The 23,374-nt window shown below is 62.7% G+C and carries 21 protein-coding genes; 7 read left to right on the top strand and 14 right to left on the bottom strand.

Features of this window, described 5'->3' with window-relative positions; all coding sequences use genetic code 11:
• Positions 1-377: 377 nt before the first annotated feature.
• Positions 378-1,058 (top strand): GntR family transcriptional regulator, encoded by a 681-nt coding sequence (locus tag BLS13_RS14255; RefSeq protein ID WP_256325888.1) that lies wholly within the window; start codon positions 378-380, stop codon positions 1,056-1,058.
• Positions 1,059-1,112: 54 nt separating this feature from the next.
• Positions 1,113-1,961: a dienelactone hydrolase family protein gene (locus BLS13_RS14250; protein WP_143011965.1), complete on the top strand. Its 849-nt coding sequence runs from the start codon at positions 1,113-1,115 to the stop codon at positions 1,959-1,961.
• A gap of 146 nt (positions 1,962-2,107) precedes the next feature.
• Here BLS13_RS14250 and BLS13_RS14245 read toward each other — a convergent pair whose 3' ends face one another.
• The 4 genes from BLS13_RS14245 to BLS13_RS14230 all read right to left on the bottom strand — a co-directional run bounded on the left by BLS13_RS14245 (position 2,108) and on the right by BLS13_RS14230 (position 9,328).
• Entirely contained in the window at positions 2,108-2,974 is an 867-nt protein-coding gene (locus BLS13_RS14245; protein ID WP_256325885.1) for a kinase, read from the bottom strand.
• A 61-nt stretch (positions 2,975-3,035) separates the two neighbouring features.
• Entirely contained in the window at positions 3,036-4,145 is a 1,110-nt protein-coding gene (locus tag BLS13_RS14240) for a glycerophosphodiester phosphodiesterase (RefSeq protein WP_093453063.1), read from the bottom strand.
• Positions 4,146-4,281: 136 nt separating this feature from the next.
• Positions 4,282-6,666, bottom strand: a complete 2,385-nt coding sequence (locus BLS13_RS14235) for a TonB-dependent receptor (RefSeq protein ID WP_093453061.1) — start codon at positions 6,664-6,666, stop codon at positions 4,282-4,284.
• Positions 6,667-6,805: 139 nt separating this feature from the next.
• Positions 6,806-9,328, bottom strand: a complete 2,523-nt coding sequence (locus BLS13_RS14230; protein WP_256325884.1) for a TonB-dependent receptor — start codon at positions 9,326-9,328, stop codon at positions 6,806-6,808.
• Between the two features lie 272 nt (positions 9,329-9,600).
• Here BLS13_RS14230 and BLS13_RS14225 point away from each other — a divergent pair, with 272 nt between their 5' ends.
• Positions 9,601-11,889 carry a TonB-dependent receptor gene (locus BLS13_RS14225; protein ID WP_256325883.1) on the top strand — a complete coding sequence of 763 codons (2,289 nt, stop codon included), beginning with the start codon at positions 9,601-9,603 and terminating at the stop codon, positions 11,887-11,889.
• Positions 11,889-12,575, top strand: a complete 687-nt coding sequence (locus BLS13_RS21100) for a phosphatase PAP2 family protein (protein ID WP_256325882.1) — start codon at positions 11,889-11,891, stop codon at positions 12,573-12,575. The genes BLS13_RS14225 and BLS13_RS21100 overlap by 1 nt, the downstream gene beginning before the upstream one ends.
• Before the next feature lie 4 nt (positions 12,576-12,579).
• On the opposite strand, the gene BLS13_RS14215 is transcribed toward BLS13_RS21100, so the two are convergent.
• The 6 genes from BLS13_RS14215 to BLS13_RS14190 all read right to left on the bottom strand — a co-directional run bounded on the left by BLS13_RS14215 (position 12,580) and on the right by BLS13_RS14190 (position 16,780).
• Positions 12,580-13,284: an Npun_F0296 family exosortase-dependent surface protein gene (locus BLS13_RS14215; protein WP_093453058.1), complete on the bottom strand. Its 705-nt coding sequence runs from the start codon at positions 13,282-13,284 to the stop codon at positions 12,580-12,582.
• 272 nt (positions 13,285-13,556) lie between these two features.
• On the bottom strand, positions 13,557-14,024 hold the full coding sequence (locus BLS13_RS14210) for a YbaK/EbsC family protein (RefSeq protein ID WP_093453056.1): 468 nt from the start codon (positions 14,022-14,024) through the stop codon (positions 13,557-13,559).
• The gene (locus tag BLS13_RS14205; RefSeq protein ID WP_093453054.1) at positions 14,025-14,843 is read right to left on the bottom strand and encodes a TrmH family RNA methyltransferase; all 819 of its coding nucleotides are present in this window, start codon (positions 14,841-14,843) and stop codon (positions 14,025-14,027) included.
• A gap of 3 nt (positions 14,844-14,846) precedes the next feature.
• Positions 14,847-15,488, bottom strand: coding sequence for a glutathione S-transferase (locus BLS13_RS14200; RefSeq protein ID WP_093453104.1), 642 nt, complete (start codon positions 15,486-15,488; stop codon positions 14,847-14,849).
• Entirely contained in the window at positions 15,481-16,434 is a 954-nt protein-coding gene (locus BLS13_RS14195) for an oxygen-dependent tRNA uridine(34) hydroxylase TrhO (protein ID WP_093453052.1), read from the bottom strand. Before BLS13_RS14195 ends, BLS13_RS14200 begins: the two co-directional genes overlap by 8 nt.
• 25 nt (positions 16,435-16,459) lie before the next feature.
• Positions 16,460-16,780 carry a DUF6481 family protein gene (locus BLS13_RS14190; protein WP_093453102.1) on the bottom strand — a complete coding sequence of 107 codons (321 nt, stop codon included), beginning with the start codon at positions 16,778-16,780 and terminating at the stop codon, positions 16,460-16,462.
• Between the two features lie 200 nt (positions 16,781-16,980).
• On the opposite strand from BLS13_RS14190, the gene BLS13_RS14185 reads away from it, so the two are divergent.
• Both BLS13_RS14185 and BLS13_RS14180 read left to right on the top strand, forming a co-directional pair.
• Positions 16,981-18,531 carry a S10 family peptidase gene (locus BLS13_RS14185; protein WP_093453050.1) on the top strand — a complete coding sequence of 517 codons (1,551 nt, stop codon included), beginning with the start codon at positions 16,981-16,983 and terminating at the stop codon, positions 18,529-18,531.
• Positions 18,532-18,536: 5 nt separating this feature from the next.
• Positions 18,537-19,007, top strand: coding sequence for an NUDIX hydrolase (locus tag BLS13_RS14180; RefSeq protein ID WP_093453048.1), 471 nt, complete (start codon positions 18,537-18,539; stop codon positions 19,005-19,007).
• 60 nt (positions 19,008-19,067) lie between these two features.
• Here BLS13_RS14180 and BLS13_RS14175 read toward each other — a convergent pair whose 3' ends face one another.
• From BLS13_RS14175 to BLS13_RS14165, 3 genes are read right to left on the bottom strand one after another with little or no spacing between them, the layout of a single operon-like run.
• Positions 19,068-20,342, bottom strand: coding sequence for a Xaa-Pro dipeptidase (locus BLS13_RS14175; protein WP_093453047.1), 1,275 nt, complete (start codon positions 20,340-20,342; stop codon positions 19,068-19,070).
• A 59-nt stretch (positions 20,343-20,401) separates the two neighbouring features.
• The gene (locus tag BLS13_RS14170) at positions 20,402-21,481 is read right to left on the bottom strand and encodes an AI-2E family transporter (protein ID WP_093453045.1); all 1,080 of its coding nucleotides are present in this window, start codon (positions 21,479-21,481) and stop codon (positions 20,402-20,404) included.
• A gap of 12 nt (positions 21,482-21,493) precedes the next feature.
• Positions 21,494-22,021, bottom strand: coding sequence for a Ros/MucR family transcriptional regulator (locus BLS13_RS14165; RefSeq protein WP_093453043.1), 528 nt, complete (start codon positions 22,019-22,021; stop codon positions 21,494-21,496).
• A 209-nt stretch (positions 22,022-22,230) separates the two neighbouring features.
• Between BLS13_RS14165 and BLS13_RS14160 the strand changes: the two genes are divergently transcribed.
• A complete protein-coding gene (locus tag BLS13_RS14160) occupies positions 22,231-22,587 on the top strand; it encodes a hypothetical protein (protein WP_093453041.1) in 357 nt (118 codons plus the stop codon).
• Positions 22,588-22,671: 84 nt separating this feature from the next.
• Here BLS13_RS14160 and BLS13_RS14155 read toward each other — a convergent pair whose 3' ends face one another.
• A complete protein-coding gene (locus BLS13_RS14155) occupies positions 22,672-23,295 on the bottom strand; it encodes a TetR/AcrR family transcriptional regulator (RefSeq protein ID WP_218123294.1) in 624 nt (207 codons plus the stop codon).
• Positions 23,296-23,374 lie beyond the last annotated feature (79 nt).

Genomic DNA, 23,374 nt, shown 5'->3' with positions numbered 1-23,374 from the left:
TCGTCACGACGAGGCCGCGTGGCGTCACATAATCATTCTTTACCGATACGTCCCCGAAACCGTGCAGGCTCCAGGCCGGTGCATCGGCCAAAGCACCTGTGCTGCACGCGCTGAGAAGCAGCGCCGAAATGGCGTAAATTGTCCGCATGATGGGTCGCTCCCTGTTTTGGTTGCGCCCAGACACCCCCCCAGGTGCGAACTCACGCATGATTGCATAAAAAGCAATTCTGTATGCGCAAACGAAATCTTGCATACAAAAAGCGAGTCGGCAACGGGATTGTTGCCGGGATGTCATTTTTGTATGCGAGACTTGGGAGCCGCGATCCCGGGGCTATATTCGGGAGCGATGCGCGGCCGAAGGAGATCATATCTTGAGCGTGACGACGGTGGAAAAGCTGGCCGATGACATGGCGGAAGCGATCCTTTCCGGCGAGTTCGCGCCAGGCTCCCGACTCGACGAACAGATTCTCGCTCAACGTTATGCAGTGTCGCGCACGCCCGTGCGCGAGGCACTACGTCAATTGGCCACTACCGGGCTGATCGAAGTCCGTCCGCGGCGCGGCGCGATCGTCGCCCGTGTGAGTCCCGCGCAGCTCGAAGAACTGTTCGTGGCGATGGGCGAACTGGAAGCGACCTGCGCGCGCCTCGCCGCGCTGTCGATGGCGCCGACCGAGCGCCGTCGGCTGCAGGCGCTGCACGACAGCATGGGCGTGATGGCCGACCAGAACGACGCGGTGGCCTTCGCCGATGCCAACCACCTGCTCCACACGATGATCTACGCCGGTGCACATAATGCGGTGATCGCCGACGCGACGGGCGCGCTGCGGCGGCGCCTCTCGCCGTTCCGCCGCGCGCAGTTCCAGCTTGAGGGCCGGCCGCCGCGATCGCATGCCGAACATGATGTGGTGGTCTCCGCAATCATCCGCGGCGATGCGCTGGGGGCGCATGCCGCGATGCTCCACCATGTGACCCTGGTCGAGCAGAGCTTCGAGGAATTGTGCGCCAGCCAGCTCGGATCGTCGGCGCCGGCGGGCGGGATCGAAACCGTCAGCGCCTGATTGCGTTTCGCGCTATCGCGTGAATTTGATTCGTCCATGTCGAGGAGAGCTGAAGTGCTGGATCTGACCCGCCCCGAGGGATCGCTGCCCCGGGATTTCCATATCAGCCGCCGCACGCTGACCAGCATGTTCTTCGCTGGCTATGCCGTCGCCGCTTTGTCCGCCGAAGCCGCCCCGATTGTGACACCGCCTGACGGTATCATCATCGATGAAGTCCTGATCCCCAATGGCGCGCCGCAGCCGCTGCCAGCCTATGTCGCCCGCCCGAAAAGCGCCGGCCGCCGTCCAGTGATCGTGGTCGTCAACGAGGTGTTCGGCATCCACGATTATATCAAGGACATTTGCCGCCGGCTCGCGAAGCTCGGTTATGTCGCCGTGGCCCCCGCTTTCTTTTATCGCTCGGGAATCGATCTGCCGGCGATCAGCGACTTTTCGAAGATCATGCCTGTCGTTCAGCAGGCCGGCGACGCGCAGGTCGACGGCGACGTGCGCGCGACGACCAATTGGGTGAGGGCTCAGGCCTTTGCCGCGCCCGCGAAGATCGGCATCACCGGATTCTGCTGGGGTGGCGCCGTCGTATGGCGATCGGCGATGGTCGATCCCGACATCAAGGCCGGCGTCGCCTGGTACGGCAAACTTTCACCGCTGATCGCGCGCGCGGGCGAACTGCACGCGCCGGTGCTCGGCCTCTATGGCGGCAAAGATCAGGGCATCCCGGTGACCGATGTCGAGGCGATGCGCGCCGCGCTGAAGGCGGCTGGCAAGAGCGGATCGGATCTGCGCGTCTATCCCGAGGCCGGCCACGGCTTCCACGCTGATTATCGGGCGAGCTATGACGCGGCGGCGGCCGAGGATGGCTGGAAACGGATGCTCGCACATTTCAAGGCGAATGGGGTGGCATAAGCGCCCTCAATCGCGGCCTCTCTCTCGCTTGACCGTCATTCCAGCGCAGGCTGGGATCCCTCCAATGTCTGCTTCATGAGATGAACTTGGAGGGCAGCCTGCGCTGGAATGACGAGAATGAATATGCCTCGCTCTGCGCCGTTATCTCACGGCGTTTGCCGCGCCTCACCCAGATCGACCACCAATTCCGCCCGCCCCGGCATTTCGGCGGCGATATGCCGGGTCAGCCGCTCATAATGCCGCACGAAATGCGCGATCTCGTCATCGCTCATGGTTCGCGCCCGATCGCCCAGCCGCGCGCGCAACTTATGTTCCTGCTCGATCCGCCATCGGGTCACGATCTCGAACGACGGGGCGCGCAACAGGATCTGATAATCGATCCGGGCAAACAGCGCCGCATAATCACTGGCAAGCCGATCGTTGACATAATGGCGCCAGATACCGGCAGCGTCAGCTTCGGCTTCGAGCGCGTTGACCGGCGCCGCGAGCGCATCATCCTGTTGCGGACGAGCGCCCACGCACCAGCCTTCGAAGATCAGGATGTCGATCGGCCCGCGCACGATCGGCCATGCGGCGGCATCAACCCGATCGTCCATGGCCTTGTCGAAGCACGGCATCGCCACCGGCTCCGCCGCGCCCAGCCTGTCGATCACATCCATTGCCATCGCGACATCATGCGTTCCCGGCACGCCGCGCGTCTGCAGCAACGGGTGGACGAAGGCGGCAAGCTGCGCCCGTTCCGCGCGCGCCAGATAGAGATCATCCAGCGACAATATGGCCGCGTGTGCGCCGCCATTTTCGAGCAGCAATTGCAGCGCCTTTGCGATGGTGCTCTTCCCCGAGCCTTGCGGCCCGCACAGCCCCACGACGAGCATCGCCGATTGCGCCGCCCTGCGCGCAAGGATCGCTTCGGCATGTGGCCGCCAGAACAGTTCAAACGTCGTCCCGAACTCGGCCGGCAGCCGCTCCCGATCCGCCAATGCCGCCAACGCATCCCGACATGATGGCGACACGAGAATCTCCGCAGAAGGCATGAGCCGCAGCGTCTAACGGCTTATGCCGTGCGAAGGAACCTTACAGGCCGTCCACCGCCGCACGTCCCAAAGCCGGATCGTCGGTGAAAAAGCCGTCCAGACCGGTCGCCAGATAGCGGCGAATCTCGGCGATCGATCCGGCGGGATTGCGGGCGCCATCCCCCTCGGCATTGCGGAAATCGGCGGCGAGGAAGTGATTTTCCGGCCGGAAGGTCCACACCCGCACCAGCAACCCGGCGGCGTGGGCATCGGCAACAAGCTTGCTCGGGGCGGCCAGCCGGCCATCGGGGCCGAGCGGGATCACCGCGCGCGTCGAAGGTGCGATGACATCGGCATAGGCCGCGACATCGGCCAGCCCCGCCGGCTTCATCATCGCGCCAAAAGTCAGCGTGCCGCCCGCCGCGACGACATCGGCAGGGCGAACCGAGCCATCGCCGATCAATTGCATCAGGCGAACATTGTCGGGACGGCCGAGCTTCTGCCGCAAATAGCGCAAATTGGCGATCTCGAACGACTGGATCTCCAGCGAGAAGCGCCGCGTATAATCATGCGCGGCGATCGTCGCGAGGAAGCGGTCCTCCAGCGGCAGGCCGATCCCGGTAAAATAGGTCGAATGCTTGAGCTCGGGCACCAACCCGATCGTCCGGCCCCGCGCGGCGGATTCGGCGGCGGCGAAATCGATGATCTCCTCGAAGGTCAGAACCTGGAACTTGCCATTATAGCTCTGGCTTTCAGGCCGCAGCGCGCCGAGCCGCTCGATCGCGCGCAAGGTCTTGAGTTCCGCCAGCGTGAAATCCTCGACGAACCAACCGGTCTGGACCTCGCCATCGACGGTCTTGCTGGTCCGCCGCCCGGCAAATTCGGGATGGGCCGCGACATCGGTGGTCTCGACGATATTATTCTCGTGCCGCGCGACCAGCACGCCGTCCTTGGTGATCACCAGATCGGGTTCGATATAATCGGCGCCGTCGGCCACCGCCTTGGCATAAGAGCCCAGCGAATGTTCGGGCCGCAATGCCGAACAGCCGCGATGGCCGAACACCAGGGGCTTGGGACGCGGCGGCGCGGCCCCCATGGCGGCTCCGCCGGCCGCGACCATCATGGCGGCGCCAGTCGTGCGAATCGCGTCTCGTCTGGTCATCGCTGTCATAGCCCTTCTTGTGTCAACGGGATGCTATCCCCCCATCGTCATCCCCGCGAAAGCGGGGACCCATGGACGGCGGCACCTGCTGCTTCCCGCGTGCCGCAACCGTAGGTTCCCGCTTTCGCGGGAATGACGACGACGTTCAAAAGCCGATGCTCAGCGTGCCAAACACTTGCCGCGGCGCAAGGGGAAATTCGTTGAACGTGCCCGACGCCGCACCGATGCTCAGCGTCGAGGCGGCGCGCTTGTCGGTCAGGTTGGTGACGTTGACGCTGACCGTCATGTCACGAACCAGCCCCGGCATCGGGATCTTCGCGGCGATCCGCGCCGACATGGTGAAGTAAGCCGGCACCGACAGATCGTTGGTATAGGTCGCATAACGCCGGCCGATAAAGTCGCCGATCACCTGCACGTCGAACATGCCATAGCTGGCGGTCGCCACCGTCTTGTTCAGCCAGTCGGGCGATCCGGGGACGCGCTTGCCGGCCGTCGGCACGACAGTCTTCGCGACGCCGACGACATAATCGTCCTGAAAGCGCGAATTGTTATAGGACAGCGCATCGTACAGCGAGAAATGCGGCCCGAAATGCAGGGTGCCGGCAATATCGACGCCGTCGGTTTTCACGCTGCCGACATTCTGGATCACCGCAGCACCGCTGGCGATCGAGGTGATTACGACAGTCGGGCTGATCGCCAATAGGCGGTTGCTGAAATCGACATGATAGTAACTGATCTGGCCCTCATAGCCGGTAATCGGACCGAAATCGAAGCTGCGCTGCGTGCGTGCACCGATCTCATAGGTCCAGCTCGTCTCGGGCTTCACGTTCGCTTTGAAGGCGTCGAACACCTGCTGGCTGCCCAGCGCGAACGGCGACAGGCCGGAGGCCGCGCTCGTCTGGAACTGGCGCATATTCTTCTGGGCGTTGACGAAGACCTGCTCATGATCGGTCGGCTTCCACAGCGCGCCGAGCTGCGGCAGGAACGCCTCGCTGGTGTTGAGCTTGCCGACCGGCAAAGCGGTCGATCCGGTGAACGAGCCCGGGATCGGCTGGACCGGCACACGCTGGGTCGCCTTCTGGAAGGTGCTCTTGAAACCGCCGAGGATCGTCAGCGACGGCAATGCCTGCCAGCTATCCTGGACGTGCGTCTGATATTCGTCGACACGGACCTCGCTATAATATTGGGTGATCAACGGCGTCAGGCTGTCATGCGGGCGCTGATAGGGCGTCGACGGATTGTTGACGTTGAGCGGATACCAGCGGCGGATCGCCGACGAACTCTGATGTTCGTACCAGCCGCCCCATTCGATCCTGTGATTGCCGAGTTCGACCTGCGCGACCGAGATCAGCCCGCCGCGATCGATGCGATATTCGGTGGTGCGCGTCGCGAGGCCCGACCCGCCGAACACGTTGGTCAGATTCTGGCCCGGATAATAGAAAGCGAACAGGCCCGGGAGCCCTGCGACATCGATCGGCCCGGCGACCACGCCGACACCGTCGTCATGATGATAATAGGCCTGGTTGCTCCAGCTTATCCGGTCGCTGACATGCCAGTCATATTTGGCATAGCCGAGATAATCGGTGCGCTGCGCATCGCTATAATAGTTGCGATAATTGGAGCCGGCGGCCTTGTAGGCGCCCGAGGCGAGATAGTTCAATGCACCGGTAAAGTCCGGATAGAAGAATGGCCGCGCATAAGGCGCTGTCGCGCGATTGGCGACAGTGATGACGGTCGCATCCTCATTCGGTTCGGTCTTGTCCGAATAGGCGCCGTACAGCGTCAGTTTGCCGGTGGCGTCGTCATGGACGAATTTGCCATTGGCCTGATAGCCGCCCTGCTTGCCGTTGAAATCCCACGCCTTCGCATCCTGCCGCGACCCCGACACGTAAAAGGCATTGCCGCTGCCGAACGTGCCACTGTCGAGCCGGACATAGGTACGAAAGGTCTCGTGACTGCCGAAGGTCTGCGCGATGGTGCCGCCACGCTCGTCGCGCGGGTCGCTGGAGAAAGTATCGATCGTGCCGCCGAGATTGCTCGTCGATGCGGTCCCGAGATCGCCCGCGCCGGACGCCAAGGTGACGCGCCCGACGTTTTCGGAGATGATCGCGCGCTGCGGCGAGAGGCCATTGTAATTGCCATAGGTCTGGTCGCCGAGCGGCACGCCATCGAGCGTGTAACCGAGCTGCTGCGCGTTGAACCCATGGACGAACAGCGAGATATTCTGTTCGTTATTGCCCCACGGATCGGCGGTCAGGAAGGTCACGCCGGGCAATGTCTGAATCGCCTTGAGCGGGCTGATGCCGGGCAAGACCTTCTGGATTTCGACCGCAGTCACCTGCGTCACCGAGCGCGTGACCTTGCCGGTGACGACGATCGTGCCGGCGGTATCGCTATCGTCGGCCGGCGCGGTCGCGGCAGCCTCTTCGGCGGCAGCGGTCTCGCCCGCCATCGCCACGGCGGGCATCAGCACGATGCAGGCGGCGGTGCCCAGCGCAAGCGTCAACGTCCGATGAAATGTCGGCAACATAGCTAAACCCCTTGGTGGAATGTCCGTCGCAGCGCGGACTGTCCAAGGGCGAGTAGAAGCGCTGTGCGACGCAGCGATTACATATTTATGGCGGAATCATGCCACTTTCCGAGCCGGACCGACCTGCATCGAATCCCCCTCAGAAGAACAGCTTGCGGATCCCGATCCGGACCGTACGCCCCACCGGATCGACATAGCCAGGCTGATAGCTAAGCGGCGTCAGGCCGCCATTGTCGCGCACCTTCACGCGCTGATCGAGCAGATTGTTGACGTTGAAGCTGATCCGCATGCCACGCACCCACGGATGATCGCGCATCAGCCCCGGCGCCTGGGCCAGATTGGCGAACACTCTGAGATTGATCGTGGTGAGCGGCGAGAAATTGAGATCCCCGCTGCTGCCCGACAGCGCGGCGCCGCCGCGGACGGTGGTACCCGCCTGCCAGGTCGCGCTCAGGCGCGAGCCCAGCCAGCCTTTCGTATATCCGGCCTGGACGTCGATCACATGGCGCGGCTGCCCGCCGTTCGATCCCGTCGCCGAACCGCCGAGCAGATCGAGCACCGGCAGCCCGTCGCGGATCAGGATCGCGTCCTTGAAATACCAGGTGTGATAGACGGCGAATTGCAGCCGCCCGCCACCAAAGCCGCCGCCGCCACCACCAAAGCCACGGCCGCCGCCGGGGCCGCCGAAACCGCGTCCCGGGCCTTGCCCTTGTGCCTGCCCCTCCCCGCCGCCGCCGGCGAAGCCGTTGCGCGGCGCGGGCTGATCGCCGCCGGGTGTCTGGCCGGGCGGCGTGCCTTCCGGCAGACCCGGCGGCACCTCGCCGCGTTCGGCGGCGGCACGACGCGCGGCGCGGATCGCTTCGAACGCAGCCTGCGCCTTGGTGCGCAGCGGCCTGGAGAAGTTGATGCCCCAGCGCAATTGCTGGCGGTCCTCGCGCTGATACTGGATCGGGCGGCTGTCGATCGACACCAGATTGCCATCCGCATCGCGCGTGAAACGATCGGGAAAGGCTGTTTCGATCTGGGCGATCGCCACCGGAAACGCCGCCGCCAGATTGCGCGTGCGGCTGTCGATATAGGTCGCTGTGATCGTCAGGTCGGTCTTCGCCAGCGGCTTGACCGTCAGCCCGATCTTCATGACGTGGCGATGATCGGCCAAAAGACCCGGATTGCCGCCGGAAATACGCGTGATGTCGACGGTCTGGCCGCTGGCGAAATCGAAGATGCGGACGTCGGGCGTCGTCACTTGCGGGTTGCCGAGCTGCTGCACGGTCGGCGCGCCATGATCGTCGGTCATCGACCAGATCAGGTTGATGCCCGTGCGGGGGCGCCAGTTGACCCCGTAGCCGATCGTCTTGAGCGTGCCGAAATGCGATACCCGATCGGCCGCAAGGTTGAGGTTGGCCGAAAGATCGCCGATCGCCGCCAGCACATTGTTGCGCGTGCTGGCCAGCGGCAGATCGAAGCTCAGCTGCCCGCTGCCGATATTGCGCGAAACGCTGCCGGGCGTTGTGACCCCGCTCCGCGTCGAACGCGCGTCAAACCCGCTCGCCTCGGCGCCGACCTTGATGCTCGTCGTCAACGAACCGGCCGGCACCGCGATCAACGGGCCGGCGGCAACAAACTGGAGGTTGCCGATATTCGAGATCGATCGCGCCTGCGACACGTCGAAGCCGCGATCGGTGCGCGTGCGGGTTTCGGCGCGATCATAATTGCCCGTCGCGGTCCAGCGCCACTGGCCGATCTGATCGTTCAGGGTGAAGCCCAGATGCTGGCTATTGCCGATCGTCCGTTGCCCCCGAACATCGTAGCCCCCGGCCGGAAGGGTCAAACTGGCGGGGGGCAGGCCGAGATCGCTGTCGCTGGTCGTGCGACCGGCATTGGCGTTGAGCGTTGCCTGGACATTGCCGAACACCGGCCGGCTGAGCACGGCATTGACCGCCAGATTGCTGGTCGCCGGCGCCAGCGATCGATAGCGCGCAGCATCGGCGGCATTGGTCTGGCTCGCCCCCTGCGCGCTGGAGATGATGTCGCGCTGGCTCTCTTCCAGCTTGTCGGCATCCTGATAGCGGATACCGACATTGATGCGATTGTCTCCCTGGATCTTCAGCAGGAAGAGGTTGGCTTCTTTCGCGTCGCGCCCGCCCTCGGTGGACGTGCCGCCTTCCAGTTCGCCGGTGGCGGCGCGAAAACGCGGCCGGAGGACGAAATTGACGACCTTCTGATCTGGCCGATAGCCATATTTGAGCGCGACCTCCTCGGGCAATATATCGACCCGGCGGATCGCCTCGGTCGGGATATCGCGAATCTCCGCCATGCCCGAAATGCGCCGGCCGTTGAGCAGCACGACCGGCGCCTCGCCGCCCCGCCCCTGCCCGCTATTGGTTTGCGGCGCGAGTTCGTCGAGCAGTTCGGATACCGAACTGACGCCGAAGGAGCGGATGTCGGCCGGTGTCAGCTGAACCTCCGGCGGAATATCCGAGATGACGGCGCCCGGCAGGCGGCGGCCGATCACCTCGATTTCGCCTTCATCCGAATCCGCCGCCGGCGGGCGCTGCGATTTTGGCGGCGCTGCGGTCGTACCCGGCACGGTTTGCGCCGCCAAACCGGTGGCCATGGCGCACAGGGCAACCCCCGTCAGCGCCAGCAACGTCTGTTTCATCAATAAGCAACCCATGACGGCGGCAGTGCCACCGGATTGTGACGGTCTGCAAACGAGCCGTCGCTATATCCGACAATCTTCGCTGCGAATTTCAGGATCGACATATTCGGCCGAGCCCACGGCGCAATGATGCGGCAGTGCGGCATTTTTGCCGCATTATGTGTTAAGGAAACTTACTGTCATCATAATGTCTCCAATCCATCGCCCAACTGTCGCACTCACCTGTGCAGGGGACGGCCCACCAGAATCAACAATCAAGGGTGGGCAATTCAATGACGAAGCTTTCGAGCTGGCATCGGGGCATGCTGGCCGGCATTGCGCCGATTGCAATGATCGTGGCGACGGCCGTCCCCGCGCAAGCGGCCGAGACAGCCGCGGCGGGCACCGACGCCGGCAGAGATGGGAGCGATATCGCCGAAGGCAGCACCATCGTCGTCACCGCCACCGCCGCCAATGAAATCGCGCCGGTCACGGCTTCGCTGCAGGCGACCCAGCCGCAGGCGATCGTATCGCGATCGTTCATCGAAGATTCGCTGCCCGCGACCACCGATTTCAACGCGATCGCGCTGATTTCGCCGAGCGTCTCCAACTATGGCGGCACCAACGGCCCAGGCCTCAGCGAATCCAAGGCGCAGATCCGCGGTTTCCAGGACGGTGAATATAATATCACTTATGATGGCGTGCCGTTCGGCGACACCAACGATCCGACCCACCATTCGAACACCTTCTTCCCATCGAACACGATCGAAACGCTCGTCGTCGATCGCGGCCCCGGCAATGCCAGCCAGCTCGGCCAGGCGACCTTCGGGGGCAACATCAACATGTTCTCGCGCGAGACCCGCCCCGACATGGGCGCCGAGCTGAAGGGCAGCTACGGCACCTGGAACACCTATTTGCTGCGCGCCGTGCTCCAGAGCGGCAAGGTTGCCGCGCTCAACGACAGCGAATTCATGCTCAACGCCCAGCACATCAAGTCCGATGGCGCCCGCAGCTACAGCCCGTTCAAGGCCGACAATATCTTCGGCAAGGCCGTCATCCCGATCGGGCTTGACGTGAAGCTGACCGTGCTCGGTATGTATAACGAGAACAAGTTCAATCAGCCCGACAAGGATGGCGCGACGCTCTCGCAGGTTGCCGCGTTCGGCAAGAATTTCAGCCTGAACAACGACCCGACCAGCCAGACCTATTATGGCTATAACCATACCCACAAAACGACCGACTTCGAGATCGTCAAGCTCGAAGCCAATGTCTCGCCCTCGATCACGCTCGACAATCGCAGCTATACCTACAGCTATGACAATGAGACGCTGAGCGGCAACGACGTAACTTTGTACGCGACCGCCACGCCGGCCCAGATCGCCGCCGCCAACGTCGTCCGCCTGTCCGCGACGCCGGTCTTCACCCCCACCACCGCCCCGGCGGTTGCCGGCGTTCCCGGCTATACCAAGACCAACAAATATCGCGTCTATGGCGATATCGCGAAAGCGAAGTTCGATTTCGGTTTCGCCACTCTGACTGCCGGCGGATGGTACGAGCATTCGAACACCTATCGCCAACAGCGCGATGTCGACCTCATCACAGGCCAGCCCAATTACATCGAAAAGGCCGTCACCAATCCTGTAACCAGTGCCAAGACACCCTCGGACATCAAGTTCGACCAGAATTCGCATATCGAACATTTCGAGGAATTCGCCGAACTGGAGCTACGCCCGGTTGCGGGCCTGACGATCACCCCTGGCATCAAGCATGTCAGCTTCAAGCGCTCGATCAGCGCCGACTATAACCAGACAACGCGCTTCGCCCAGGACATCAGCGCGACCTATACCGCGACCCTGCCATTCGCCACGATCAACTACCAGCCGACCGACCAGCTATCGATCTACGGCCAATATGCCCGCGGCTTCCTGATGCCGCCGCTGGCCGATCTCTATGTCGCCAACCCCGACCTTTCGACCGTTAAGCCCGAGCGCTCGACCAACTATCAGGCCGGTATCGTCTATCATGGCAGCCATCTGAGCATCGACGCCGACGTCTATATCATCAACTTCAAGAACAAGTTCGCGCAGGATACAACGGCGCCGGCCAGCGCAGGCACGGTGTTCATCAATCTCGGCGCGGTCAGCTACAAGGGCGCCGAAGCGCAGGCGACCTACGCGTTCGAGAATGGGGTGGCCATTTTCGCCAACGTCTCGCGCAACTATGCGAAGACCGACAATGCTAGTGACATCGTACACACGCAGGTGCCCAACGCACCGGTGATGACGGCGGCGGGCGGTCTGCTCTACAAACATGGCCCCATCCGCGCTTCGCTGATCGATAAATATACGGGCGCTCAATATGCCACCGATGGCGAACCCGCTGCCTATCGGATCTCCCCATATAACAGTGCCGACCTCTCGATCAGCTATGACTTCGGCATCGCGCGGGTGGGCCTGATGATCAACGACTTGCTCGACTCGACCAAGGTCACCAACATCAACACCGGCAAGACCGCCTTGTTCGACCAATATTTCTACCAGCCCGGCCGTTCGGTCACCGGCGAAATCACGGTGAAGTTCTGATGCGCCGTCTCGCTCTCGCCCTCACCGCCACCCTGCTGCTGACGGCAGCCGGGCCCGGCGTTCCGCCGCCCTTGCCCACGGACGCGATCAATCCCGCGCTCGTCCTGCCGCCGCCGCCCGCCGAAGGCAGCGCGGTCGCGATCGAGGAACTGGGCGAATTGCATCGCATCCAGGCGGTCCGCACACCGGCCGATATCGAGCGCGCCAAATCCGACAGCAAGACCAAGGACGTCTCCGTGTTCAACGCGGCAGTCGGCCCCGGCATCGATCTGCTGAAGATGCCCGCGACCGCAGCCTTGTTCGCGATGGTCCGCGCCGAGGAAAAGCGCGATGCCGATGCCGCCAAGGATCTGTTCAAGCGCAAACGCCCGTGGATCGCCGACCCCACGGTCGCCTCCTGCTCCACCGACGATGAGCCACTGACATCCTATCCGAGCGGCCATGCGACGATGGGCTATTCGATGGCGGCGATCCTCGCCCGGCTCGTGCCGTCACACGCGCCGACGATCATGCAGCGCGCCGCCGTCTATGCGCAGAGCCGGATCATCTGCGAGGTTCACTTCCGCAGCGACGTGATCGGCGGACAAGCGCTCGGCATGGTTGTCGCCGACCGGCTGATGCAGGATGCCGCGTTCCGCAAACAGTTCGACATGGCGAAGCAGGAACTCGACGCGGTCGTCCGTTGATCGCCTAAACTCTCACCGTCGGCGTCCTGCGTTTCGCCGAACGCAGGGCGCAGCCGATCGCGCCGAAGCCGATCAGCAGCATCGCCCAACTCGCGGGTTCGGGTGCCGCAGAGACGGTACCGATTGTGAGATTGTCGAATTCGAAACCGCCGCCGCCATTTTCAACCAGACGGATCCGGTTGAACGCAGTATCGCTCAGGAAGTTGAAATAGGCATAATCTTCGGCGCTATTCCCGCCGGTCAGAGGATTGCCGCGATAGGCGCTGGTGAAACCTGGCGACGTTTCGAGGATCGACTGAAGGGCATAACTGCCCAGCAGGGTGTTGCCCGAATAGAGCTCCACGCTATTCTGGCCATCGAGCGCAGAACCCCACAAGCCGAAATAATTGACGGCGCCAGACAATTGGATCGACGCATCGGCGGAGACCGTGCCGAACGACCCGATACCACCGGCCCCGCCATAGACGTTGGCCGCACCGATATTGATGAAACCCGTCGTCGTGCCGGTGATCGACGACCCGCCGAAATGGACTACAGGAACGCCGTTCGGCTCGCTATCCAGAGGATCGGTGGCGAAATTGAAGCCGGTGATCGTTGTCGATGTCGCGCCGGGCGCCTCGATCGAGACCGTGACGAGCGCGTCCGCCGGAGCAGCCGCAACCGCACTCAGGATCGACAGGACGATCCATGACAGTATCGAACGTTGCATTCCCTACCTCAAAAGAGCGAACCATCCCGGCCAGGCGCGCCGCAATACGAATCGACCTGCGTCGCGCATCCTACCACAGCCCTCCCCAACAATGTGCGAATGCGCGTTTCGCAATCGCGTCGCCGACCTGCGCATTTGCAAGAACTTCTGCTGCATTGCACAAAGAGGGTGCCTTTCAGGCATCCTCTCCTAAAACTTCAGGCCGGCCTAGTGCCGGCCTTTTTTTGTTCGTTGCGGATGACCGATGGAGCGATCTGTGGGATCGGGCCATGTCAGTTCGCTCGGTTGCACAGATCTTCCCATGAAGCGCCGACCAACGCCGCCAGCCGATCGGGCGTGATCCGCACCGAACTGGTGGTCGATCCGGCCGCGGGATAGACATCGGCAAAATCCTTCAGCGAAATGTCGCAATAGACGCGGAGCGGCGTCGCCAGCCCGAACGGACAGACACCCCCGACCGCATGACCGGTCAGCGCCAGCACCTCGTCGGCGCCCAGCATGCGCGGCCGGCCGCCCAGCGCCGCCTTGGTCTTGCGATTGTCGAGCCGCGCGTCACCGCGCGTAACGACCAACACCACCTCATCCCCGATCCGCACCGACAATGTCTTGGCGATCTGCCCCGGCAGCACGCCAAGTGTCTGTGCCGCCTCGGTAACCGTCGCCGTGCTGGCACCCTGATCGATGATGGCAATGTCAGGTGCCTTTTCCGCCAGAAAGGCGCGGACCGATTCAAGGCTCACTTACACGTCTCCCTTGCGCCGGGCGGCCGCCAGATGGTGGAGCACGATCCCGCTGGTGGTGGCCACGTTCAGCGAATCGAATCCCGCCGCCATCGGGATACGCACGCTGGTCGATGCGGCGATCAGATCCGGGGCAAGGCCCGGCCCTTCCGCTCCGAAGATCGCTGCCGTCCGGCCTTGCGGAACGAAATCGATCAGGTCGACCGTACCGGCCGGGCTGAGCGCGACCGGCGCGAAGCCATGGCGCTCCAGCAGTGCGACGGCATCCTCGCCACGCGTCAACCTGGCGAACGGCACGAGCAAGGCCGCGCCCACAGAGACCCTGATCGACTTGCGATAAAGCGGATCGCAACAGTCCGAATCGAGCAGGATCGCATCCGCGCCAAAGCCTGCCGCGTTGCGGAAAATCCCGCCGATATTGTCGTGATTGGCAATGGCCGAAAGAAGCAGAACGATCGAGCGTTCGGGTTGCCCCGCGAGCAGCATGTCAGGCGTCGGCGGATCGATCCGCCGCCCGATCGCCAATATGCCACGGTGCAGGGCAAAGCCGGCAATATCGTCCAAAATGCCTTGCGCGGCGACGAACACCGGAACGTCATCGGGCACGCGATCGATCAGATCGGCGAGCGCTGCCAGCCGGTGTGCGGCGATCAGTAGCGAGCATGGCCGATATGCGGAGGATATGAGCAATTTTTCCAGGACGACCTTGCCTTCGGCGACGAACAGCCCATCCCGGCCGACCAGGTCGCGCTCGCGTATGTCGCGATAGGCATGGATCCGATCGTCCGATGGATCGTCGATCGGCACGATCATCGCCATGGCTCAGCGCAACTCCGACAACAAAGTGGGGCAATTGCCCGGCTGCCAGATTGGCAGTCGGCGCATGGCGCGAGCGAACAGCGGCGTTCCCGTCAGGCGGGCCAGCCAACCGCGCAAGGCCGGCAACGGCTGCAGCCCGAACCACGCCGGATCGACGGCCGCGAACTGGCGGACGAACGGCATGATCGCGATATCGGCCAGCGAACAGCTATCGCCGCAGAGCCAGGCCGTCATGTCGAGCCGCGTTTCCAGCGCCTTCAGCAAAACGGTCGCAACGCCCCGATGCATGATGGGATCGCTGCCGTGGCGATCGGGGTATTTGTAGCGATCGAGATGATGCTTGAACGGCCCGTCATTGGCGACAATCAACGCCTCACCATCGGCAGCATCCGCCAGCCACTGTTCCGGATCGTTCCGGGCCAAAGCCCAGCGCATGATATCGAGGCTTTCGTCGATCACCCGTCCGTCCGGCAGCACGAGCACCGGCACCGTCGCCTTGGGCGATGCAGCGATCATCTCGGCCGGCTTGTCGCGCAGGACGATCTCGCGAATTTCGCAATCGATACCGCTGACGAGCAGCGCCATCCGCGCACGCATCGCATAAGGACAGCGCCGGAAGCTGTAGAGTATCGGCGCCTCAGCCATCGCGCGGGCGAATGACGGCACCGACATGCACCTCGCCGCGTTGCTCTGCGAGCAGCGTCTGGCGGTGGCGTTCGGCATAGGCCGCGCGCTGCTCGGCGGTGCGATCGGCGTGGCAGGCCGGACAGCTCACGCCCTCGACGTAGAGCGGCGAATCGCGATCGGCCGGGCTCACAGGCATTCGGCAGCCATGGCAGATCGTGTGCGTGCCCGGCGCCAGGCCATGCGTCACCGCGACCCGCTGATCGAAGACGAAACATTCGCCCTGCCAAAGGCTCTGATCGGCCGGCACGGTTTCGAGATATTTGAGGATGCCGCCCTTGAGATGATAGACGTCGTCCAGCCCTTCGGACTTCAAAAAGGCGGTCGATTTCTCGCAGCGGATTCCGCCCGTGCAGAACATCGCGATCTTCGGCGGCGCCCCATCGCCGATCAGGCTGGCACGCCTGGCGCGGAACCACGCCGGAAATTCGCCGAAGGTGACCGTTTTCGGATCGATCGCGTTGGCGAAGCTGCCGATCGCCACCTCATAATCGTTGCGCGTATCGATCACGATGACGTCCGGATCGCTGATCAGCGCGTTCCAGTCTTGCGGATCGACATAATGGCCGGCATCTTTCAGCGGATCGATCCCGGGTTGCCCCATCGTTACGATCTCGCGCTTCAGCCGCACCTTCATCCGGTGGAACGGCATCGCGGCCGCGCGGCTGTCCTTGACGTCGAGATCGCTGCAGCCGGGCAGCGACCGGATATGATCGATCACCGCCGCGATCGCGGAATCGGATCCGGCGATCGTCCCATTGATCCCTTCGGGCGCGAGCAGCAAGGTGCCCTTCACGCCGTTCGCGCAGCAGATATGGGCGAGCGGCGCCTGCACGGCCGCAAGATCGGCCATCGGCGTAAAGCGGTATAAGGCCGCGACGCGGATCGGAAATGCCGGATCGGTCATGTCAGCCCGTGCCTGACCGAGCGGCTTACTTCTTGCGGGCTTTGCGCATCGCGTAACGCAGGTCGCGCGCAGCCTTGAGTTCGGCCTCGGTCAGCTTCGGTGCCTCGACGGGCTTTGCCAGCAGCGCGGCTTCGGCCTTGGCGGCGGCGGCCTCTTCGGCTGCCAGCTTCTTCGCCGCGCGCTTTTCGGCGGCGGCAGCCTCTTTCGCCGCGGCTGCGGCGAGCTTGGCCGCGACGACGGCGGGATCGATCGGCGGCTTCGCCTTCAGACGGTCCAGCGCCTTCTTGCGCGCATCGGCACTGGCGGCCATGCGATCCTGAAAGGCGGGATCACGATAAGACGGCATCATTCAACTCCTCAAGCGGCCGATACTGGCCGGATATCCGGCCCCCGTGCCCCTTTCCCCGCCATCATTCAACCCATGGCAGCGAAGCAGGACCGCAAAGTCGCCGCTATTGCTGGATTCGGTGCGGATTCCTGCGCCCTTGCCCTGCGGTCACTTATGCGCATGATACACCATCCCTCAATCGTGTGGAATTCTCCCATATGCGTTTGCGCTCCCTCCCCCTTATCGCCCTGTGCCTGTTATCCTCGGCGTCCGCCTTCGCCCAGAAAAGCGATGGCGGCGCGAAAAGCCCGGCCGAGGAGCATGACAAGAAGGTCGCCACCGAAATCGCCGACAATTGGGTCAGCGCCCCTGTGCAGGAAGTGACGAAGACGCGTGAGCAGAAGACCGGCACGCTCGCCTACACCTCGACCGCGGGCACGCTCACCATTCGCGACGCCGCCGGCAAGCCGATCGCGAGCATCTTCTACACCGCTTATACGATGCCGGCGGCCGGCAAGCGCCGGCCGGTGACCTTCTTCTACAATGGCGGCCCGGGCTCGGCGAGCCTGTGGCTGCGCATGGGATCGTTCGGGCCGATCAAGGTGCGCACTACCGATCCGAAAGCGGTGGCGCCCGCGCCGTTCGATGTCGGCCCCAATCCCGATACATTGCTGCCGACCACCGACATGGTATTCCTCGACGCGGTCGGCTCGGGCTATTCGCGTGCCTTGGGCGACGCCAAGCCGGCCGATTTCTACGGGGTCGATCAGGATGTCGACGCCTTCGCCAAGGCGATCACCCGCTATGTCAGCAAATATAAGCGCTGGGGCGATCCCAAATATATCTTCGGCGAAAGCTATGGCACCACGCGATCGGGTGCGCTCAGCTACAAGCTCGAAGACCAGGACATGGCGCTGAACGGCGTCATCCTGCTCTCCTCGATCATGAACTATGGCGTGCGCCAGACGGGCTTCGATACCATCCACATCGGCTATATCCCGAGCTACGCCGCCGCCGCCTGGTATCATAATCGCATCCCCAACCGCCCGGCCGACGTTGCGACCTTCGTCGATCAGGCGCGCGCCTTCGCCAACGGCCCCTATGCCGCCGCGCTCGCCAAGGGGCAGGATCTGTCGGCCGAGGAAGAAGATGCGGTCGCGCGCCAGATGAGCGGCTTCACCGGCCTGTCGGTCGATTATCTCAAGCGCGCGAACCTGCGGGTCGATCTCAGCCGCTTCCGCAAGGAGTTGCTGCGCGACAGCCGCGAGACGATCGGCCGCTTCGATTCGCGCTATACCGGCATCGACGACGACGCCGCCGGCGAAAATCCGGATTTCGATGCGTCGAGCACGGCGATCACCGGCCTCTATGTCGGCAGCTTCCTCGACGAGGTCAGCCGCAGGCTCGGCTATGACACCGATCTCACCTACCGGCTGAGCGCAAGCGAGGCCGGCGAATTCAAATGGGACTGGTCGCACAAGGGGCCCGATCGCCGCTCGCAGAATGTAGCGGATGTCACCGCCGACCTCTCCGCGGCGATGCGCTCTAACCCGCATCTGCGCGTGCTCTCGCTCAATGGCTATTACGACATGGCGACGCCGTTCTTCTCCACCGAGCGCGACCTCAAACATATGATGCTGGAGCCGGCACTGCGACCCAACCTGCAATTCCGTTATTATCCTGCCGGCCACATGGTCTATCTGAACCCGCTCGCGCTGCATCAAATGCGGCTGGACGTCGAGCGGTTCATCCAGGAAGGCGCGCATTGACGGCAATGCGGATACGCCCGTCAGCGCGTCTGCTCGTTCTGAACCGGAAACGGCAATTGCTGCTGTTCCGGTTCGAATTCCGCAGTGGCCCGCTGGCCGGCAACATCTTCTGGGCGACGCCGGGCGGCGAAGTCGATCCGGGCGAGAGCTTCGAGATGGCGGCATGTCGCGAACTGCGCGAGGAAACCGGGCTGGCCATCGATCATCCCGGCCCGGAAATCGCGCAGCGGACGTCAACTTTTCGGTTGCCGTCCGGCGAGATGATCGAGGCCGATGATCACTTCTTCATCGTCGAGGTCGATGATCTGCAGGTATCGAACGCGGAATGGACAGAGCTCGAACGCGATATACTCGACACCCATCGCTGGTGGTCCGCGACCGACCTGCGCGCAGCGGACGAACAGGTGTGGCCGGAGGATCTGGCGGATATGCTGACCGGCGCTGGGGCGTGGGATCGATCTGGCGCCACCGATTAATTTCTCCCCCCTGCTTTCTCGGGGAGAAATTCCGACGACACGAGCGATTGCCCCCCGCGATCACTCCACAGCCTTCACCACCTCGCCACCTTTCAGCACGAAGCTCACTTTCTGCAGCAGCTTCACATCGGCCAGCGGATCGCCATCGACCGCAATGATATCCCCATAGCGCCCCGTCTCGATCGCGCCGACATCGCCGGTCTTGCCCAAAGCTTCGGCCGCACTCTTGGTCGCCGCCTGGATCGACTCCATCGGGGTCATGCCCCATTCGACCATCGTTGCGAACTGGCGCGCGTTGAATCCGTTCGGGTACACACCGCCATCGGTGCCGAACAACATCTTCACGCCCGCGGCATGCGCCGCGCGAAACGTTTCGCGCTGCTTGCGGCCGATCATCTTTTCCTTGGCCAGGCTTTCGGCAAACACACCATTTTTCGCGCCTTCGGCCAGGATATAGTCATCGTCATAGATATCCATGTCGAACCAGGCGCCATGTTCCTTCGCGAGCCTGAAGCTCAGGGCATCGGCCAGGCTCGCATGTTCGATCGTGTCGACGCCGGCACGCAGCGCATCGTTGATGCCATCGGTGCCATGCGCATGCACCGCCACCTTCATGCCGAGCATGTGCGCCTCGTCGACGATCGCCTTGATCTCGGAAAAACTGAGCTGCTGCGCACCAACCGAGTCGGTTTTCGACAGCACGCCGCCGGTCATGCAGACCTTGATCACCTCGGCGCCATATTTGCGCAATTTGCGGACCAATGCGCGATCCTGATCGGGAGTGTCGCCGATCTGCGGGCTGGGTATCGTGACGGACGGCGGAAATTCGGTGGAATCGCAATGCCCGCCGGTTGCGCCGATCGCATAAGTGGCGGGCACGATCCGCGGGCCGGGAATATAGCCATGCTCGATGCCCTGCTTGAGCGCGACATCGTCATAATTGCCAGAGCCGACGTTCCTGACCGTGGTGAAGCCGGCCTCGACCGTCTTCTTCGCATTGGCGACACCCACGACTGTCCAGAAATTATCGGTATATTCGAGGCCCTGATACCCGCTCAGCGTCGGATCGGCGGTCAGATGGACGTGCATGTCGATCAGGCCGGGCAGGATTGTGCGAGCGCCCAGCTCGATCTTCCGGGCATCTGACGGCACCGCATCGCCGATATGCCCCACCGCCGCGATGCGCCCGTCGACGATCGTCACCTGCGGCCGATCGACCGTCTTGCCGCCGATCACATCGATCATGTGGGCCGCCGTCACCACCACCGTAGCCGCGCAAACCGGCGGTGCCAGAACGGCCGATATCAGGCCGGCAACAATCACGATCTTTCGCATACACCTGCCCTTCGCCGTCCGGCCGCCTCATCGGCCAGAACAGCGCGAGCCTATATCAATCATCCGGTCGCGCAATCGGTTGCGTCAGGCCCATCCTCAAGAAATTCACGCCATAGCATCACCAGGACCGCCATCGTTGCCGGCCCGACGAACAAGCCCAGCAGACCCAGCGTTTCCACGCCTCCCAAGATGCCGATCAGCACCCACAAGAAGGGCAGGCGTGTCGCGCTGCCGATCAGCACGGGTCGCACGAAATGATCGGCGATGCCGACCACCGCCAGGCCGATGACAACGACCGCGATCGCCGAAAGGACTGCGCCCTTACCGACGAGGAGGATCGCTGCCACCGCGAACAGCAGGGCGGCTCCGAACGGAATGATCGCAGCAACGCCGGTAATCGCCCCCAATAACAACGCGTGCGGCGCACTGAACAACGCATAGACCAACGTCATCACCACGCCTTCGCCAAGCCCGACGAGCACCAGTCCGTCGATGGTCCCGCGCACCGATCGGATCGCCTGATAACCGATCCTTTTGCCGGCCGGGCCGAGCAGTCGGCTGCTGGCAACATGATATTGCTCGAGCAAGGCGCCGCGATCGCGCAGCATGAAGAACAGGCTAATCAAGGTGAAGGCGAAGATCACGACGCGGTGAATCAGCCCGCTGCCGATCAGTCGCGAGTTCGCGATCAATGCCGATCCACTCAGATGGTGGAGATGTTGGGCCGCGCCTTCCGGCGTGGTGAGATTGAACTGCCACCATTCGGTCAGCGCTTCGCGGCCGAATGGCAATTGCTTCAACCAGTCCGGCACCGGGATGCCGTTGGCCCGGGCGGACGAGAGCCAAGTCGCAACCGAATAGGCCTCACCGGCGATCTGCGTAATACCGATCACGATCGGCACGACCACCAGCAAGGCAACAGCGAGTGTGACGAACGCGGCCAGCCAGTTCCGGCCAGTGCTGCTCGCCCACTTCTTTTCGGCCCGGGCATAGAGCGGGTCGATCGCGACCGCGATCACGATCGACCAGATCAGCGCGGGAATGAAACTCGACGCTACCCATAGACCAAGCAGGCCCAGCGCGGTCGCCAATACTGCCTTGGCGATGGCAACCTTCGCCGGACTTTGCGCGTCAAACATGGGCGCCTGTTATCAGGCGGCAGGCTTCTTTGCTACCTTCGGCGCAGCCGCTTTCTTGGTGGTTGCGCGCGGCTTCCTGGCCGGGGCAGCCGATATCGCGGCGGCCGCGGCAGGCGCCGCTACAAGCGCCGGTGCCGCAGCCTTGCGACCGAGACCGATCTTGTGCGCAAGTGAACGCCGCAGCTCGGCATAATTGGGAGCGACCATCGGATAATCGGCAGGCAGCTTCCACTTGGCGCGATAGGCATCCGGAGTCAGCTTGTAATGCGTCATCAAATGACGCTTCAGCATTTTCAACTTTTTGCCATCTTCGAGGCAAATAATATATGCCGGCTTTATCGATGAGCGGATCGGAACCGCAGGTGCCTGTTCCTCCTCTACGGGCTGTGCGACCGTACCCAATCCGGATAAAGACTGATGTACGGCTGAAATCAGCCCGGGAAGATCGGTGACAGACACGCTATTGTTCGAAACATGGGCAGCGACGATATCTGCCGTAAGCTCCAGCAGATCTGTTGAATTATCGAGCGGTTCTGACATTGTTAACCTTTCGGGATGATCGACTCTTTGCGAGATAACTACTTTTAGCACGCATGAAACAAATGTGAAGAGCGCCCCTAAAAGGGTTTTGTCATTACGTAAATAGAAAGATAGAGTGTTAACAAATTGTCCATCGCGATTCCGGTCGTGACGAACGCACTTCGACTTCATTCATCTCCGCTTCAGAAAGAGGCCGGCAAAACCCTGCCATGACATCAAGACAGCTGAATTCTGCGATTTTTCTCAAAGGTGCGGCCGTATTCGGCGCCATGCTGTTCGTGCCGACAACGGTGATGGCGCAGATCGCCGAACCCAATACTGCGCAAATTGTTCGCCTTACGCCCGAGCAGAAAGCCGAATTGGCGGCGGCTGGCACAGAAGAAAAGGTCGATATGGCGCTCGCGCAGGCAACGGCGGGCGGCGATCGCCAAATTCATGGCAGCGTCGGCATGATGATTGGAACCGCGGGATCTCGCGGCGTCTACGGGACCGCCCAAATTCCTTTAGGCGAGAATGGCGAGGCCGCGATCGCCTTCGAAAACACAAGGTTCGGCAGGCCTCGCTGAAAGAAGAAGCCAGGTGCGAATAGTCTTCCCGGCCTTCAGAGTCTGTTTGGAAATGCGCGAAAGAGCGCATTTCCAAACAGACTCTCAGTCTCTGTCCATCGCCTTATAAGCATTAATTAGCGCATCCGCCGTCACCAGCATCGCCGCCGACGGCCCCTGGCTTCCAAAGATATGATGGCTGGCCATCGCGCCCTCGATGATGAGCACAAGTCCATCGGCAAGCCCTTCCGGTTCGCCAACATCCAGCTTTCGCGCGAGTTCGCCCAGTCGCGCTCGCAATTCGGTCTTGCAGGCTTCGAGAACGATACGTCCGGGATGTCCGGGTTCGGGAAATTCTACCGCAGTATTGCTCATGGGGCAGCCGCGAAAATCGGGTTTGGCCATTTTTTCGGCAAAGTAACGGACGATAACGCGCAACTGCTCTCCGGGATCGTCCGGAGCTACCGCAACCAAGGCATCGAGTTCCGCCCGGCCTTCGCGACCGCTTTGCTCGAGGCAGGCCGCGACAAGATCGTCCTTCGAGGCAAAGGCACGATACAAACTGGGCTTGGTGACCCCTGCCTGCGACACGATCTCGTCGACGCCGACAGCGCGGATGCCACGATGATAAAAGAGATCACGTGCCGTCTCGAATACGCGTTCGGCGGCAGTCTTCCGTGGCCCGGAAGCCTCTGCTTCACACCCTGACAGAATTTTTTTCAGTCCCACCGACGATCGTCCTCATACGCCACTTGACCTCCATGTAACAGATCGGTACGTGAACATCAAGGACGTACCGTTCAGTCAC

This window comes from Sphingomonas sp. YR710 (genome assembly GCF_900101455.1).
Lineage (GTDB): Bacteria > Pseudomonadota > Alphaproteobacteria > Sphingomonadales > Sphingomonadaceae > Rhizorhabdus.
Note: the sequence above shows the minus strand (reverse complement) of the source record. Positions and strands in the feature narration are given on the sequence as shown.